Genomic DNA, 15,497 nt, shown 5'->3' with positions numbered 1-15,497 from the left:
ACTCCACAAAACTAAATAAATCCGGTTTCGGGAACTAAATAATACACTTGTATTATTTAAAGAGAGGTGATACGATACGCTCATACATTGATAAAGGATAAAGCGAGGGGAACACATGAACCTCATTGCATGGACAATTGTAGCATGCGAAATTCTTTTTTGGGTTTTCATCGTGAGTGGATTGTTAGTACGGTACATATGGAAGAAAAAAAAGCTTAGTTTTCTTCTATTGGCCGCAAGCCCTTTCATCGACCTCATGTTGCTCATCATCACTGCAGTAGATCTATATAACGGAGCGACTGCCACCATTGCCCATGCCTTAGCCGCTGTCTATATTGGAGTATCACTCGCATTTGGTAAACGGATGATCACTTGGATTGATGAACGATTACACTATTATATCTTGCGGGGTGATCAACCCCCTCAGCATCGTTTCGGATGGGAACACGCTAAATATGAGTTTAGCGGATGGCTGCGGCACTTACTCGCCTACATGATCGGCGCCAGCTTACTCCTCCTCACTATCGCTTTCGTAAAAGATCCCACCCGTACGGAAGTTATGAGTGGGATGCTGATGATATGGGGAATCATCCTTACTATTGATTTTGTTATCTCAACCAGCTACTTTCTCTTTCCGAAAAAAGAGAAGAGAAAGGAAAGAGAAACGTACTAGCTCCTTTCTCAACTTTTCAAATCTCACTTAGGTTTTAGCAACCTTCGTGCCTCCAACAAACGTTGTGTTGCTGTAAAAATCTCTACTATAAAAAATAGCATCGTGATAAGGGCCAGGTATTTACTCCATACCATCATTGCCGTAAAAAATAGAAATCCCTCCGTTCTCTCTGCCAGTCCTGCTTGATAGTAAAATGATTTCACTCCCTGTTTCTCTGATAATGCTCCCACCGTAAGAAATATCGTCATCGATACAATAATGGATACTGATAATAACAAGAGGGGCAATTGCGCTACTGGAAACCGAATAGCTAAACCGATAATAACCGAAATTTCTACCAGGCGATCAAATGTAATGTCAAGAACCGTTCCCCATGCAGATGTTTTCGTTTGCCGAGCCATACTTCCATCCACTGCGTCTAAGAAACCAGAGAGCCAGAGAGCGGCGACAGCAAGCCATACTTGATCGATCACCAACCATGCACCCGTCGTTATCCCTATAACAAAAGCAAGCCATGTTACTTGATTTGCACTTAAGCCCCATTTCAATAATAGTTGAGCACTCCCCACAAAGAGTGGCTCTATATGTTTGCGTGCATGTGTGTCAAGCATCGTCAACTGACTCCCCTTTCACACCTATCCATTCTTTTACCCGCTTCCGAAAAAGAAAGGAGAAGATGGTAATAGCTACGAGTAAAACAGAAGCAAGTGCAATCTGCTTCCAACCTCCAACAAGGCTACTCCCCACAAAAGCGTAAGCAAAAGTACCTGGTATAATTCCAATAAAGGTAGCAAGTGTAAAGGTAGTAAGCCGTACGCGTGATAATCCTGCCATATAACTAATCCCATCAAAAGGAAAAAGGGGAATGAACCTTAATACCAATATAACGATAAACCCTCGTTCTTCTAATTGTTTATCAATGCTCATCATCCGGGTCGATAACCTCTTCGCAATCGCCTTTCGCCCTAAGCCTCTAGCGAGAACAAAAGCTAATATAGCCCCAAACGTTGCCCCTACAACTGTAAACACCGTTCCCCATACAGCTCCAAATGCTAGCCCACCTGCTAACGATAATACAGAAGCAGGAAATAATATTATTGGACGAAGCGTGTATAATCCAATATAAATAAGTACAGCCCAAGGACCAAATTGCAACAAAAATTGTCTGATCTCACTCGGATTTACTTCCAAGTAGGATCGTCCATACCATACAAGGGCAATCAGGAGGACAACTACGAACCATTTCCATATCTTTTTCATCTCTACACCCCTTTCTATACGTTTTCCTTTACAATCGAGCATATCATATTCATTCTTGACGCCCGTGTTATACTTTTGTTTATAAACGAAAGAATAGGAGCTATTACCTCGTAACCGGTTTACTCCTTTTCCATATATCCAGCCTACATGAAGGGAGGTCATGTTAATGAGCACTACAGGAAAACGCGTAGTTCTCGGCATGTCCGGAGGAGTCGATTCTTCTGTCTCTGCCTTGTTACTAAAAGAACAAGGATACGACGTAATCGGCCTCTTTATGAAAAACTGGGATGACACCGATGAAAACGGACACTGCACAGCTACGGAAGATTACGAAGATGTGCGTAGAGTCTGTTCTCAGCTGGGCATCCCCTATTACTCCGTCAATTTTGAACAGGAATACAAAGAAAAAGTTTTTGCTTACTTTCTCGAAGAATATCGACGAGGGCGCACTCCCAATCCCGATGTAATGTGCAACCGTGAAATTAAATTTGGGGAGTTTTTGACAAAAGCGATGCAGCTGGGAGCCGATTATATCGCGACTGGGCATTATGCTAATGTCCAACAAATCGAAGGTGAATACCGTTTATTACGCGGTGCCGACCCCAATAAAGATCAAACTTACTTCCTTCATGCCATCTCTCCCGATGCACTCGCAAAGACGTTGTTTCCCATCGGGGGCTATCAGAAATCAGAACTACGGCAGATTGCTGAAAAAGCCGGTCTTGCCACTGCTAAGAAGAAAGATAGCACCGGTATCTGCTTTATAGGAGAACGTGATTTTAAAGAATTTCTAAGCCAATACCTTCCTGCCCAACCAGGAGAAATCCACGATAAAGATACGGGTAAGGTAAAGGGCAAACATGACGGCCTAATGTATTATACCCTAGGTCAACGCCAAGGACTAGGAATTGGCGGTTCAGGTACTGGAGAGCCCTGGTTTGTCGTCGACAAAGACTTGGAGCGTAACATTTTGTATGTGGGACAGGGCCACAATCATCCCGCTCTATTATCCGATGGTTTGATAGCACACGATTTATCGTGGATAAGCGGTAAAGCACCCACTTACCCACTAACTTGTACCGCCAAATTCCGTTATCGGCAACGGGATCAAAAGGTTACGGTCTTTGCACACGAAGGCGGTGTTAAAGTTGCCTTCACGCAACCGCAGCGTGCCGTAACTCCCGGTCAATCAGTTGTTTTTTACGATGGTGATCTCTGCTTAGGTGGAGGCACGATCGATTCCACCTTTTAGGCTATAGCTTGAAAAGAAACAGGGTTCACTCTTTCATCTAAAGAGTGAACCCTGTTTCTTTTTATTTTGCTCTACTCTCTCCTCCTCTCCGTCCCCAGACGGAGAAAAAAACCTCCTACGCTCCCATAGCGAGATCACATGGTTTAGCGTACGATAAGAGTATACACTCTATTAGGTAAGGATGAGATGAATGATAAAAAACATAAATGGACGTACCCTATTCGCCATCGCTCTCATTTTGTTTGGATCCATCACGCTACTCAACAACTCAAAGATCATTCCCTATGACTTTGCCGATATTTTTATCATCTTCTGGCCCATCCCCATCATCCTGTTGGGACTTAATACTATGGTCAAATCATGGAAACAACGCCATAAGACACACCCTTTTCAGTCCCCTTCCTTTTTGATCGGACTTCTCTTTCTTCTATTTGCCACAAACGTTCAACTAAGTAATTTGGGGCTTCCCTATCTACAAGTACGTAGCTTTTGGGACTGGTTTTGGCCTCTCATCATTATTTTCATCGGACTACAAGTGTTAACCCATGAGAAAGCATTTTCCTTGCGGAAGCGGAAAGGAAAAGGGAGAAATGCAGAACGTACCCCCCCTCTCACAATAGAGAATGCTTCTAAACACACAATCTGGATTGGGGAGTCAAGGATTGGTGACAATCCCTTTGAACTAGATGATGCAAGCTACGAATTAGGCATTGGAGAGCTATCTGTTAACCTGACACAAGCGATAATGGATGAAAAAGAGATCCAGCTCGATATACGTGGTTGGGTTGGATCTATTAATGTTTATATCCCTTCCAATCTCCCCGCACAGATCCATAGCTCCATCTCACTGGGTAGTATGACTGTTGTCGGTTCTATCCAAGAAGGAATCTCGAAAGAATTGACGATTCAAACAGAAGGCTTTCATGAGGCGAAAAAGCGAATTATACTCAATGTAAACCTCAGTGTCGGAGAAATTAGAGTGCTAAAGGTTTAGGAGCGACGATGATGAATATCAAAATTTTTCACAGTTTACAGTGGAAATGGATCCTCACCTTCTGGTTGATTAGCCTTATCTCAGCCACTCTCTCCATTGGCATTATAACTTATGCCTCCATTTCCAATAAGACCGTCCTAGGTTTATTAAGTCTACTCCTTTTTGTTGGCACCCTTTTTGGACTCTATACAGCCCACCGCTTCAAACAAAAATTGCGTCCACTACAGGAGGGAGCACTCTATCTTTTTCATGGGCACCTTTTTCATCGTATTCCTGTCGAAGGCAATGATGAGATTGCTGAAATTGCACTTAAATGGAATAAGATGGCGGAACGATTGGAAAGCCAAGTCTCTACATTGCAAAAACTAACCGATGAGAATAAAAAGCTGTTTGATGAAGCGAAGCAATACGTCATTTCGGAAGAGCGAAATCGATTGGCTCGCGATCTTCACGACTCTGTCAGTCAACAACTATTCGCCATTTCGATGACGGCTTCTGCCATCCTAAAGCAAGAGCGTAGCAATCATCCTGAGAGAAAACATATTTTGTTAGAAAAGCTACACCGTCTCTCCCGATTAGCACAATCTGAAATGAGAGCTCTTCTCCTACATCTAAGGCCTGTCCAATTGGAGGGAGAAGGATTAGCCGATGGAATCACTCGCTTCATCACGGAATGGATCCATAAAACTGAAATAGAGATCTTAAATCATATTGAAGGATACACTCACATTCCACCTGGAATAGAAAAGCAATTGTTTTACATTTTCCAAGAAGCAATGTCCAATGTTTTTCGCCATAGTGAAGCAACTACCGTCACTGTTAAAGGAACACAGACAGAAAATATGATTCTCCTGTCTGTACAAGATAATGGAAATGGCTTTGTTACAGGAGAAAACAAGAGTGCCTCTTATGGTCTTACGTCCATGAAAGAGCGTGCCCAGGAACTGGGGGGAGCCTTCTCCATCATTTCTCTCCCAGGCAAAGGAACCAAAATGGAAGTACGCATACCAATAAGCTGGGAGGAATGATTCAAATGATAAAGGTGCTCGTAGTAGACGATCACGAAATGGTACGTTTCGGTCTCGTTACTTATCTTGCAACAGAAGAAGAGATTGAAGTGATCGGTGAAGCGTCTAATGGTAAGGAAGCCCTCCCACTTGTAGAGAGCAAACAGCCTGACATCATCCTGCTTGATCTTGTCATGCCGAAAATGGATGGAGTGGAAACAACAAAAGCCATCCTGGCTCGTTCTCCTGAAAGTAAGATTATAATCCTGACAAGTTATTTGCATGATGATAAACTTTTCCCCGTCATTGAGGCAGGTGCTTTCAGTTACTTGTTGAAAACATCGAGTGCAGAAGAGATTATAGATGCCATTCATGCCGCCACTAAAGGTGATGCTCGTATCGATCCGCAAGTGGCTCACAAGTTGATGAATCGCATGAAGCGATCCGCACAAAAGCCCACACAGCAAATCTCGACATTAACCCCCCGAGAGCTAGAGGTGCTTGCTCTGCTGGGAAAAGCCCGCACCAATCAGCAGATAGCAGAAGAACTTTATATTGGTATCAAAACTGTAAAGACACATGTTAGCAACATCTTAGCAAAACTTAATCTAGAGGATCGAACACAGGCAGCTCTCTACGCCGTTAACAATGATCTTCTGTCCTCCAAATAAGATCGTCCAAAATAAGACTCACATGTAGTGGGTCTTATTTTTGGAGAATGGGACTCCTCTTCTCAATTCTACTCTTTTTTAAACACCTCTTTCCATGCGTATATTTAATAATTATATTAAAATTATAAATATAGCAGGAATTTTAATTATTTGCTCGTATTCATATAGTGTATCAACTAAAAAAATGATTCCTTAGGAGGACTCACATCTATGATCCGATCCCGTCCTGCACAAAAAACGGCGGCTTTTTTGCTCGCCCTCTTCATTGCATTAGCTGGTTTTTCTCTACCTGCCAACGCAATTGATGGAGGAAAAGAAGTACCCGCTTCCTCGGCTGATTCCACTGGAAGTGACTACTACTATGTTGAGTTGTCAGACGAACCTGTTGCCATGTACGATGGTGGCGTCAAAGGATATGCCCCTACAGCCGTAGCGGCAGACGAAAAGATAGATACTTCTAAAACAGAAGTTGCAGCATACGAAAAATACTTAGCTCAAAGGCGCGGTTCTTTTAAAAAATGGGCTAAAGAAAAAACTCCAAGCACAGACATTGTAGAAGAATACTCACTCACACTAAACGGCTTCGCCGTTAAGGCAAGCAGCAAAGAGATACAAAAGATAAAATCTGCCCCTGGAGTTGTTCAAGTAGCCAAAAGTATTCAGTATCGCCCGCAAATGAATAAGAGCCACTCTATTATTAAAGATACAGTGGCATGGCGCGCTGGTTATCTTGGAGAAGGCATGAAAATAGCTGTGATCGATAGTGGGATTGATCAAAACCATCCCTATCTAACAGATGAGTCCCTTTCCATGCCGGAAGGCTTCCCGAAGGGAGATACCCAATTTACAAGTAACAAAGTGATTGTAGCTAAGGTATTTAGCCCTGAAGAGGATGTCACACCTGAAGCGATAGGGAGTCATGGAACCCACGTAGCAGGTACCATCGCTGGAATTCAAAATTACGTAGATCCATCGGGAGCAGCAAAAAGCAAACTAAGTGGTGTTGCACCCAAAGCATATCTGGGAAACTATAATGTATTCCCTTGTGATGACTGTTCTGCAGAAAGCATCTACATAGCTTCTGCGATTGAACAAGCCGTACGTGATGGCATGGATGTCGCCAACATGAGCTTGGGAGGTCCTGCTGAACCAGGGTTTGATATGTTAGCAGAAGTGGTAAATGCTGCCTCCGATGCAGGAATGACCATGGTTATCTCTGCTGGCAACAACGGTCCCGGACAGATGACCATCGGTTCACCCGGCACAGCGGACAACGCGATTACGGTAGCCGCTGTCAGTAACAAACACTTCTTCGGTACATCTATCAATGTAACCATCGACGGTGAAACTCGTACTCTCCCTGTGGGTAGTTCCAACCCTGGAGGAGCAGTTACCGAAGCTGTCGACGGCCCCTTGCACATTGTGACCGATGGGGAAGGCATGGCATGTGAAGGCATCAGTGAAGATTTGAGTGGAAAGATTGCAGTTATAAAGCGCGGTGCTTGTACCTTCACCACCAAGGCTCTCGCCGCTCAAGAACAAGGAGCAATCGGGGTTATTCTGATCACCAATGCTGAAGGTGATCCCTCTGGGATGTTTGTTGAAGAGGAAGCTACCATTCCAATGGTCATGGTAACCATTGAAGATGGAGAGTGGATTACCTCAGGTGCAGGCTCAGCCCTCTTTGAACCCATGGATGTCCGTGAATTCTTAACGGACAATGATCGTCAGATTGCCCGCTTCTCCTCCCGCGGTCCCACAGTTAATTACACACTGAAGCCAGATGTAGCAGCTGTAGGGGTTAATGTATATTCAAGTGTCGTTGGCGGCGGACTCTCCTCCTATAATGGAACCTCCATGTCTGCCCCACATGTAGCTGGAGCTGCTGCACTACTACAACAAGCACATCCTAATTGGACTCCACAGCAGATTAAGTCCGCCTTAATCGGGACTGCCTATAATCCGAAAAGCGACGCACTACCACTCGAAGTAGGAGGAGGAATCATTCACGTCGGGCGTGCACTTCTCCCTGCTGCTCTAGCGGAGCCAGCAAGCCTTAGTTTCGGCAAGGTTACCGCTGCAGACAGAAATAAAATTAAAGTAAACATCACCAATACAAGTGGGTTTCATCAGCAATACCGTATTAAGACGGACTCAGCGGACCTGGAGCTGAGCAAACAGAAGATCAAGGTAAAAAGAAACAAAACAGCCTCTTTCACTGTCAAGGTATCTGGAGAAGGGAAAGAATTAGGGAAGGATTATCAAGGATACATTACCCTCGTATCCAAGTATGGACGTACGATTCGAATCCCCTACTACTTCCACGCCGGAGAATAGTAGAACAACAAAAAACCGCCTCTCCACACTGGAGGGCGGTTTTTTCTCTCTATTCACTTACTTCTTCAGCTGCAGTGGCAACAGCATCTAAGGCATTGAGATCATCCTCTCTGTACGCACGTTCGATCTGATCCCGGTACTTTTCTTCAACTACTTTGCCACGCACCTTTAGTGTAGGCGTAAGTTCTCCTCCTTCGACCGTCCACTCCCTCGACGCCACTATGACCTTCTTCGGCTTTTCAAAGTCAGCAAATCGTTCCGTCAGGCCATACACTTCCCGCTCCAACATCGCCCGCAATGTTGCATGACGGAAAAAGTTCTCTCTATCCTGGCTGTCAATATGATGCTGTTTCGCCCAAGAATGAAGATTTTCTCGATCCGGAACAATAATTGCCAACACATACTTCCGCCCTTGCCCAATGAGATGCGACTGAGCGATATACGGGCTTTTCGTTATTTCATTTTCAATAGGTCGAGGTGCAACATTTTTACCCGTCGATAAGATGAGAAGACGCTTTTTTCGATCCACCACTTTGATATGCCCTCTCTCATCCCAAACACCTATATCCCCTGTATGAAACCATCCATCCTGAAGCACCCGCCAGGTTGCCTCTTTATTTTTATAATATCCCATCATAATACTAGGTCCACGCGCGATAATTTCACCATCAGTACCCAACTTAACTTCCACATTGTGCAGAGGATTCCCCACTGTCCCTGGACGAATCGAATGCATAGGTGTTACAGCCAATACAGGTGAAGTTTCTGTCAACCCATATCCTTCTAGCACAGGGACTCCCATCGCCCAAAAAAATCGTAGAACATCAGGGTGAAGAGGTGCCCCCCCTGACACGATTCCTCTCATTCGTCCTCCAAGACGATCTTTGATCTTACGAAATACTAATCGCTCTGCCCAAAACCATTTCCACAATAAACTTAACGGAATTGGATAACACCATAACCGTTCGTGTACAGGCCTCTCCATGATATAAGAGAAGCGCTCATTACCCACTTTCAGCGCCCAATTAAAAATTCGTTGTTTAAACGATGATGAGGTAGATATTTGTTCATGAATACGAGCATACACCTTTTCCAATAATCGCGGTACCGTAACCATCGTAGTGGGACAAACCTCTTTCATATTTTGCGGGATGGTATCGATGCTCTGAGCAAAGGCAAGAGTCGCACCCACTGTAAGGCTCGTAAACTGTCCTCCCATTCGCTCTAATACATGTGAAAGAGGGAGGTAAGACAATTGTACATCTTCTGGCAAAATCGTCATGTGCCACAAAGTACCTTCGATATTGGCTAGGAAATTGCGGTGAGAAAGCATCACCCCTTTAGGAACACCTGTTGTTCCAGATGTGTGTATAATCGTAGCTAGCTGATTTTCCGGCAAGGATAAGGCTTTTTCTTCCCATGAAAATTGAGGATGGGCGCGTCCACGTTGCAAGCAGTCAGCGAAACTTTCTATCCGGTTACTTTTTGCAGTTACAAGCTTGTTTTTCATCACAATAATATGGTCCATTTCCTCATCACTAGAAAGTACCTTTTCCAGCTGCACCTCATCTTCCACAAAAACCATTCGACAATCAGCATTTTTTAAAATATACCCTACTTGCTCCGCTGGGAGAGTGGGATATATCGGGACACTCGCACATCCCAAACTCATAATGGCATAGTCTGCAATCGTCCATGTAGGATGACTGGTGGACAATATGGCTACATTAGAGCCCGTCGATACTCCCATGTGGGTCAAGGCGTTTGCTACATGGCGAATTCGTTCCCATAACTGGAGATAAGAAAGCTGTTGGTACTCTTGTTCTCCCTCTTCTTTCCACATCAAAGCTGCTTTATCAGGAAAGCGTTCCTTTGAACGATATAGCGCTTCTAATAAATTATTGGCTCGCACTGCTGTAGTAGCACCTCCTTGGCAAAACCGTAGAGTACCTTATCTCTTTATAGTTAACGTACTCTACGACCTTTTCTTATTTGTTCAACTATATGAACCCAGCAGGCCCTACAGTACTTTCTTATTGCAAACCAGCAGAAATTACTTTCTTCTGAATCTGAGTCGTTCCTTCATAGATGGATAATATCTTGGCGTCACGCATCCACTTCTCTGTGGGATAGTCACGCATGTAACCATTCCCCCCCAAAATCTGTACTGCATTTGTCGTCACTTCCATTGCCACTTCCGCTGCATACGCTTTAGCAATACTCCCTTCTACCGCACAAGACTCCCCACGATCTGCCTGGTCGGCTGCACGCCAAGCAAGAAGCCTTGCTGCATCAATTTTCATCCTCATTTCTGCGAGCATAAAAGCGATTGCCTGATTTTTAAAAATTGGTCGACCAAATTGTTTGCGAGTATGCGCATAATCCAAAGCATACTCATAAGCTGCTCTGGCTACCCCTACAGCAGCTGCTGCAACAGCAGGGCGAGAGTACTCCAGCATTTTCATCGCACCGAAAAAGGCCATATTTTCTTGTCCTAGGAGTTGATCCGCCGGTACACGTACATCTTCTAAAATCACATCTGCTGTATGGGAAGCACGAATCCCCATCTTCTTCTCTTTCTTCCCCCCAGACAATCCAGGTGTGTTCGCCTCAATAATAAAAGCAGATACCCCTTGATAACTTCCTTCCGGATCTGTGCGGGCAAATACCACATAAAGATCTGCTATCCCACCATTAGTAATAAATCGTTTACGACCATTTAGCACCCATTCATCTCCGTCTCTGATCGCACGTGTCTTCATTCCGTTTACGTCTGAACCTGCCTCCGGCTCAGTTAAAGCCATTGCCCCCAGCTTTGGACTTTTATTATCACAAAGATGAGTAAGCCATTTTTTCTTCTGTTCCTCGTTCCCCATGTAAAGAATCGGAAGCCCTGCTAACCCTAATGCAGAAAGCGAGGTGGCTATCCCCGCACACCCCCAATATAGTTCCTCTCCGATTAAACAGGTAGATAATACACTTTTCAGCCCTCCACCCCCCACTTCTTCTGGAAATGCGTATTGGGTAAAACCCAGTTTCGTCGCTTTGTGAAACAATTCAAGTGGAAAAAATTCTTTCTCATCGCACTCTGCTGCAATTGGTCGAATCTCTTTCTCTGCAAATCCATGTGCCCAGCGACGCAATTGTTCCTGCTCTTCAGATAATTTAAAACAAATGCCTACTTGCTGTTTTTGCTCGATCATGGTTACAACCCCTTTCTTCATTTCAACTTTTCGCTATGACATACATCTATCACCTCTATATATCTTAATGATCCATGTTACAAAATCCTTCCTACTGTGATCACCACAAAGGTTTTTACCGCAAGAGGGGACTTACTCATACATAAATGAAAAACCGCACAGTTATACGTGCGGTTCTAGTTGGTGCGCCCTGAGAGATTCGAACTCCCGACCTTCTGATTCGTAGTCAGACACTCTATCCAGCTGAGCTAAGGGCGCATATTTTAGATGGTGCGGATGAAGGGACTTGAACCCCCACGGTCTATCAAGACCACAAGAACCTGAATCTTGCGCGTCTGCCAATTCCGCCACATCCGCAGATTAGCGGCAGTTATCATCGTTAAATCTTGATTACTGTTTCTGTCGACAAGATATATAGTATCATGGATCTAATGGTGTGGTCAAGGGGTATTTTATAGACATAATATTTATACCTTTACTATGCTATAGTTAAGGCTGTTCATCATTACTCAAGAAAGCACTTTCCTTTCAAAAGGAGGATCTTATGAGTCAACATCAATATACCGTTCGCATTAATGATGTGATCAATTATATCCACTCCCATCTAGAGGAAGACTTATCCTTACAACAGTTAGCTCAAGTCGCCACCTTTTCTCCTTTTCATTTTCATCGCCTTTTTTATGCCTTTGTGGGAGAAACCGTTCATCAATACGTCCAACGAACAAGACTTGAACGTTCTGCCTATCGTCTCATCCATCAACCCAATCTCACAGTAACAGAATTATCATTATCTAGCGGTTTTTCTTCCCCCTCTACTTACTCACGTGCATTTAAAAACCATTATGGATGTAATCCTAGTCAATATCGAAAGCAATACCAATATAGCAAGATAAGCAATGCTGAAGGCAAGATAAGCAAAGTTTCTTCTCCTGGTATCTCTTATGATAAAGATGTGGTAACGACTACACAGACTGCTAACAGGAGGAATCCATTTATGAAAGTAGAAGTAAAAAAACTCCCTCTATATCATGTCGCTTATATTCGTCACTTGCAAGGGTACGAAGATGGGGTATACAACCACGCCCTCAATCAAGCTTTCCAAGAGGTAGCAGAATGGATGATCGCGCATCAACTCATGTCTGACAAAACCCTTAGTCTCGGTATTTTCCATGAGTACGGTAATGTGACATCCCCAGAAAAGAGGCGTTATGATGCCGCTTTCACTCTCCCTGAAGAAACAGAATTAGAGATCAAACATGAAAAAATCAGCTTCCAAACAGTTGGGGGAGGCCGTTATGCTATCTGTCGCATTAGTGTCAACGGCACTCCAGAGCAACCCGACCAAATGGCGGAAGCGATCGCAAAGATGGAAAAAGCTTTTGATTATCTTTATAAGGAATGGTTACCGGAAAGCGCCTACGAACTAGATGACAAGCCTAGTATAGAAATCTACTGCCCTCTTTCTTCTCCTGCGCACATCGTGATTGACGCTTGTATTCCCGTCCGCCCCCTTTAATTTTTTGAAAATAGGAAAGAGCCCCAACTATCGAGGCTCTTTCCTCACTTCTACTCCCCACTCATATGCATTTTGGTATTCTCATCTGGTCCACTTGGACCCCCACTTAACTTGGACTGTCCCGTAATATCCTTATCTCCACTTTGATTGCCCCAGCGATCAATTCCACCGCTGTGTGGATCAGAAGCATCCATACCAGGAAGTGTGCTCGCCGTATCTGAACTCATCCACGCAGGCCACGAATTGCTCCCCAGCAGTGCTCGCTGTTGATCTTTATCATAAGCTTCTATTGACTTCCATGTTTCCCACTGTACACCCTTACTTGTATAGTCAGAAAGAGTTGCCCAAGTAATCCCCCATTTTTTAACTTTGTAATACACATGTTTTCCTGCGCTCGGCCATGATCCATGCGAACCTTTTGCCACATAAACAACCGGATGACCCTCATAAAACTGAATCTGATCTTTTTTATATATTTTATTCCATGAGTGATAATTGTACTGCATGCGCGTCATCTTACCATCTTCCAACCGGACGATCACTTTTTCCCAATCACCCACATGGTGCCCATAATCAGGAACTAGTTTTCCTAGCAAGGGAATCCGTTTAATCCCGCTTAGCTGATCCAGTGTCTTCCCCCGATTATAGGGGTACCAAACATAATAAGAAATATCGTTCACATTTTCGCTAACATTACTCCAAAATGCATAGATCTTAGCTGATTCCAAATCTCCTCTAAAAAATGGGATCGTGCAATCATCACAAAAATTTTCTTTCGTTTTAATCGAATAAACTTCTTTTCCTTGTGGAATATACCGTTCCATATGTTTAAATGACCATTCCACCGAAGAGGGGTAATAGTCTTCACCTTTATCAAACCATATTAAAGGCGAGTATGATTGAATCAATTGCCGCTTCTCCGCATCTGTATATTCCCCACCTGCTGCCCCAGCAGATTGAAGTGGTAAAACCATACTCCACATTATCAAGAAAGATAAAAATATTATTACTTTCTTCACCTTCAAATCCCCTTCCACTACACAGTATCCTCTTTATTGTAACTTAAAAAATCTCAAAAGCCGACGATATCGTTAGTATTATAAGATTAGTAAAATTATGTAGAATAAAAAGCGATTAATAAAACATAAAAAACCCTCTAACTTCTAGTTAGAGGGTTTTGCGTTGGAGGCGGCACCCGGACTCGAACCGGGGGTAAGGGTTTTGCAGACCCCTGCCTTACCACTTGGCTATGCCGCCATGGTGTATGAATAAACACTGACTACTTCATAATAACATTATCTTTAAAGGGAGGCAAGACTCTGATGAAGAAATTAAACTCTCGTCTAGAAAATCACACCGGTTTATTTGGTGAGTTAAATACACTTTGTAAAGAAAAGAATTTTAGCTTTAGCCCAAGCGATCAATATGAGCACGGTTACTTTGATAAGGAACTCGATTGGGAAGATAAAGCTCATCAAACATACTTGCGAATTCCCATCTATGCTGAAGATGAGGGTCGAGTAGGTGAACCTAAAACTCTCATTCGCTTTGGTCAACCTTTGATACTCCGACATCTATTCCAAACTGACAATGACGATAACGCAGATATAGGGATGTGGAGTGGTCTGGTCAATCAATTTACCGAACCGGCTATCAAAGATGCCGAAGTCGAAAAGAAATGGATCGACCGAGGTCAAAAAGAGCTTAGAGAATTAGAAGAACACGTCTTAAAATAAAAAATGCAACTCATGTGTTATGAGTTAGCATTGGCAGGGGCGGCAGGAATCGAACCCGCATCGGAGGTTTTGGAGACCTCAGTTTTGCCATTAAACTACGCCCCTATATGGTGCTGGTGAGAGGACTTGAACCCCCAACCTACTGATTACAAGTCAGTTGCTCTACCAGTTGAGCTACACCAGCATAAAATGGTGGTCTGGGACGGAATCGAACCGCCGACACGAGGATTTTCAGTCCTCTGCTCTACCGACTGAGCTACCAGACCTTATCTAAATAAGATAAGTCAAGATAAGTATATATTGTAATGGCGGAGAGGGAGGGATTCGAACCCTCGAGACGGAGGTAACCGCCTACACGATTTCCAATCGTGCTCCTTCGGCCAGCTCGGACACCTCTCCATAATAAAATCCTTTTGAAGCGACAATATTTATTTTACCTTATAACAGGCCGCTTGTCAATATCTTTTCTTAAAAAATGGTGGAGGGAGCAGGATTCGAACCTGCGAAGGCGAAGCCAGCGGATTTACAGTCCGCCCCATTTGGCCACTTTGGTATCCCTCCATAAAATGCCTGGCGACGACCTACTCTTCCAGGGACCTGCGTCCCAAGTACCATCGGCGCGGGAGGGCTTAACGATCGTGTTCGGTATGGGAACGAGTGGTTCCCCTCCGCTATAGCCACCAGACAGATGAAGGTTCACACCTTCAAAAGTAAATACTTCGCTTGAGTCAAGGGAGTGAGGATCTAGAGGGTAAGCCCTCGACCGATTCGTATCCGTCAGCTGAGTGTATTGCTACACTTACACCTCGGACCGATCTACCTCATCATCTATAAGGGGTCTTACCTGA

13 protein-coding genes, 8 tRNA genes and 2 rRNA genes are annotated in these 15,497 nt (G+C 44.0%); 8 read left to right on the top strand and 15 right to left on the bottom strand.

What is annotated here, in order from left to right; translation table 11 throughout:
* The first annotated feature begins 115 nt into the window (after positions 1–115).
* Complete coding sequence (locus NXZ84_RS00115; RefSeq protein ID WP_258838277.1) at positions 116–673, top strand: hypothetical protein; 558 nt, start codon at positions 116–118, stop codon at positions 671–673.
* Between the two features lie 23 nt (positions 674–696).
* Here the strand turns inward: NXZ84_RS00115 and NXZ84_RS00110 are convergent, their stop codons facing one another.
* Together NXZ84_RS00110 and NXZ84_RS00105 are read right to left on the bottom strand one after the other, a co-directional pair.
* Positions 697–1,284, bottom strand: coding sequence for a CDP-alcohol phosphatidyltransferase family protein (locus tag NXZ84_RS00110; RefSeq protein ID WP_258838276.1), 588 nt, complete (start codon positions 1,282–1,284; stop codon positions 697–699).
* Positions 1,277–1,933 carry a TVP38/TMEM64 family protein gene (locus NXZ84_RS00105; protein WP_258838275.1) on the bottom strand — a complete coding sequence of 219 codons (657 nt, stop codon included), beginning with the start codon at positions 1,931–1,933 and terminating at the stop codon, positions 1,277–1,279. Before NXZ84_RS00105 ends, NXZ84_RS00110 begins: the two co-directional genes overlap by 8 nt.
* 160 nt (positions 1,934–2,093) lie before the next feature.
* Here NXZ84_RS00105 and mnmA point away from each other — a divergent pair, with 160 nt between their 5' ends.
* The 5 genes from mnmA (at position 2,094) to NXZ84_RS00080 (ending at position 8,194) form a co-directional block, all read left to right on the top strand.
* Positions 2,094–3,185 carry a tRNA 2-thiouridine(34) synthase MnmA gene (gene mnmA / locus NXZ84_RS00100; RefSeq protein ID WP_258838274.1) on the top strand — a complete coding sequence of 364 codons (1,092 nt, stop codon included), beginning with the start codon at positions 2,094–2,096 and terminating at the stop codon, positions 3,183–3,185.
* A 190-nt stretch (positions 3,186–3,375) separates the two neighbouring features.
* Complete coding sequence (gene liaF / locus NXZ84_RS00095; protein WP_258838273.1) at positions 3,376–4,179, top strand: cell wall-active antibiotics response protein LiaF; 804 nt, start codon at positions 3,376–3,378, stop codon at positions 4,177–4,179.
* Between the two features lie 11 nt (positions 4,180–4,190).
* A complete protein-coding gene (locus tag NXZ84_RS00090; RefSeq protein WP_258838272.1) occupies positions 4,191–5,207 on the top strand; it encodes a sensor histidine kinase in 1,017 nt (338 codons plus the stop codon).
* Positions 5,208–5,212: 5 nt separating this feature from the next.
* Complete coding sequence (locus NXZ84_RS00085; protein WP_258838271.1) at positions 5,213–5,857, top strand: response regulator; 645 nt, start codon at positions 5,213–5,215, stop codon at positions 5,855–5,857.
* A gap of 210 nt (positions 5,858–6,067) precedes the next feature.
* A complete protein-coding gene (locus NXZ84_RS00080; protein WP_309495401.1) occupies positions 6,068–8,194 on the top strand; it encodes a S8 family serine peptidase in 2,127 nt (708 codons plus the stop codon).
* A 49-nt stretch (positions 8,195–8,243) separates the two neighbouring features.
* Here NXZ84_RS00080 and NXZ84_RS00075 read toward each other — a convergent pair whose 3' ends face one another.
* The 4 genes from NXZ84_RS00075 to NXZ84_RS00060 all read right to left on the bottom strand — a co-directional run bounded on the left by NXZ84_RS00075 (position 8,244) and on the right by NXZ84_RS00060 (position 11,754).
* Positions 8,244–10,106 carry an AMP-dependent synthetase/ligase gene (locus NXZ84_RS00075; RefSeq protein WP_258838270.1) on the bottom strand — a complete coding sequence of 621 codons (1,863 nt, stop codon included), beginning with the start codon at positions 10,104–10,106 and terminating at the stop codon, positions 8,244–8,246.
* A gap of 121 nt (positions 10,107–10,227) precedes the next feature.
* Complete coding sequence (locus NXZ84_RS00070; RefSeq protein ID WP_258840291.1) at positions 10,228–11,370, bottom strand: acyl-CoA dehydrogenase family protein; 1,143 nt, start codon at positions 11,368–11,370, stop codon at positions 10,228–10,230.
* 208 nt (positions 11,371–11,578) lie between these two features.
* Positions 11,579–11,655, bottom strand: a tRNA-Arg gene (locus NXZ84_RS00065).
* 10 nt (positions 11,656–11,665) lie between these two features.
* Positions 11,666–11,754 (bottom strand) — tRNA-Leu (locus NXZ84_RS00060).
* 187 nt (positions 11,755–11,941) lie between these two features.
* Between NXZ84_RS00060 and NXZ84_RS00055 the strand changes: the two genes are divergently transcribed.
* Positions 11,942–12,913: an AraC family transcriptional regulator gene (locus NXZ84_RS00055; protein WP_258838269.1), complete on the top strand. Its 972-nt coding sequence runs from the start codon at positions 11,942–11,944 to the stop codon at positions 12,911–12,913.
* Between the two features lie 50 nt (positions 12,914–12,963).
* Here the strand turns inward: NXZ84_RS00055 and NXZ84_RS00050 are convergent, their stop codons facing one another.
* A complete protein-coding gene (locus NXZ84_RS00050; RefSeq protein ID WP_258838268.1) occupies positions 12,964–13,932 on the bottom strand; it encodes a Vps62-related protein in 969 nt (322 codons plus the stop codon).
* Between the two features lie 164 nt (positions 13,933–14,096).
* A tRNA-Cys gene (locus NXZ84_RS00045) sits at positions 14,097–14,170 on the bottom strand.
* Positions 14,171–14,235: 65 nt separating this feature from the next.
* Here NXZ84_RS00045 and NXZ84_RS00040 point away from each other — a divergent pair.
* Positions 14,236–14,649, top strand: a complete 414-nt coding sequence (locus NXZ84_RS00040) for a YugN-like family protein (RefSeq protein WP_258838267.1) — start codon at positions 14,236–14,238, stop codon at positions 14,647–14,649.
* Between the two features lie 31 nt (positions 14,650–14,680).
* On the opposite strand, the gene NXZ84_RS00035 is transcribed toward NXZ84_RS00040, so the two are convergent.
* From NXZ84_RS00035 to NXZ84_RS00005, 7 genes are all read right to left on the bottom strand, one after another.
* Positions 14,681–14,754: transfer RNA gene (locus NXZ84_RS00035), tRNA-Trp, on the bottom strand.
* 3 nt (positions 14,755–14,757) lie between these two features.
* A tRNA-Thr gene (locus NXZ84_RS00030) sits at positions 14,758–14,833 on the bottom strand.
* A 6-nt stretch (positions 14,834–14,839) separates the two neighbouring features.
* Positions 14,840–14,915 (bottom strand) — tRNA-Phe (locus NXZ84_RS00025).
* Positions 14,916–14,955: 40 nt separating this feature from the next.
* A tRNA-Ser gene (locus NXZ84_RS00020) sits at positions 14,956–15,048 on the bottom strand.
* 77 nt (positions 15,049–15,125) lie between these two features.
* Positions 15,126–15,210, bottom strand: a tRNA-Tyr gene (locus tag NXZ84_RS00015).
* Between the two features lie 7 nt (positions 15,211–15,217).
* Positions 15,218–15,334 (bottom strand): 5S ribosomal RNA (gene rrf, locus NXZ84_RS00010).
* Between the two features lie 62 nt (positions 15,335–15,396).
* Positions 15,397–15,497 (bottom strand): 23S ribosomal RNA (locus NXZ84_RS00005); the annotation flags it as partial.

Source organism: Mechercharimyces sp. CAU 1602, from assembly GCF_024753565.1.
Lineage (GTDB): Bacteria > Bacillota > Bacilli > Thermoactinomycetales > JANTPT01 > Mechercharimyces.
This window is presented reverse-complemented; position numbering and strand designations above follow the sequence as displayed.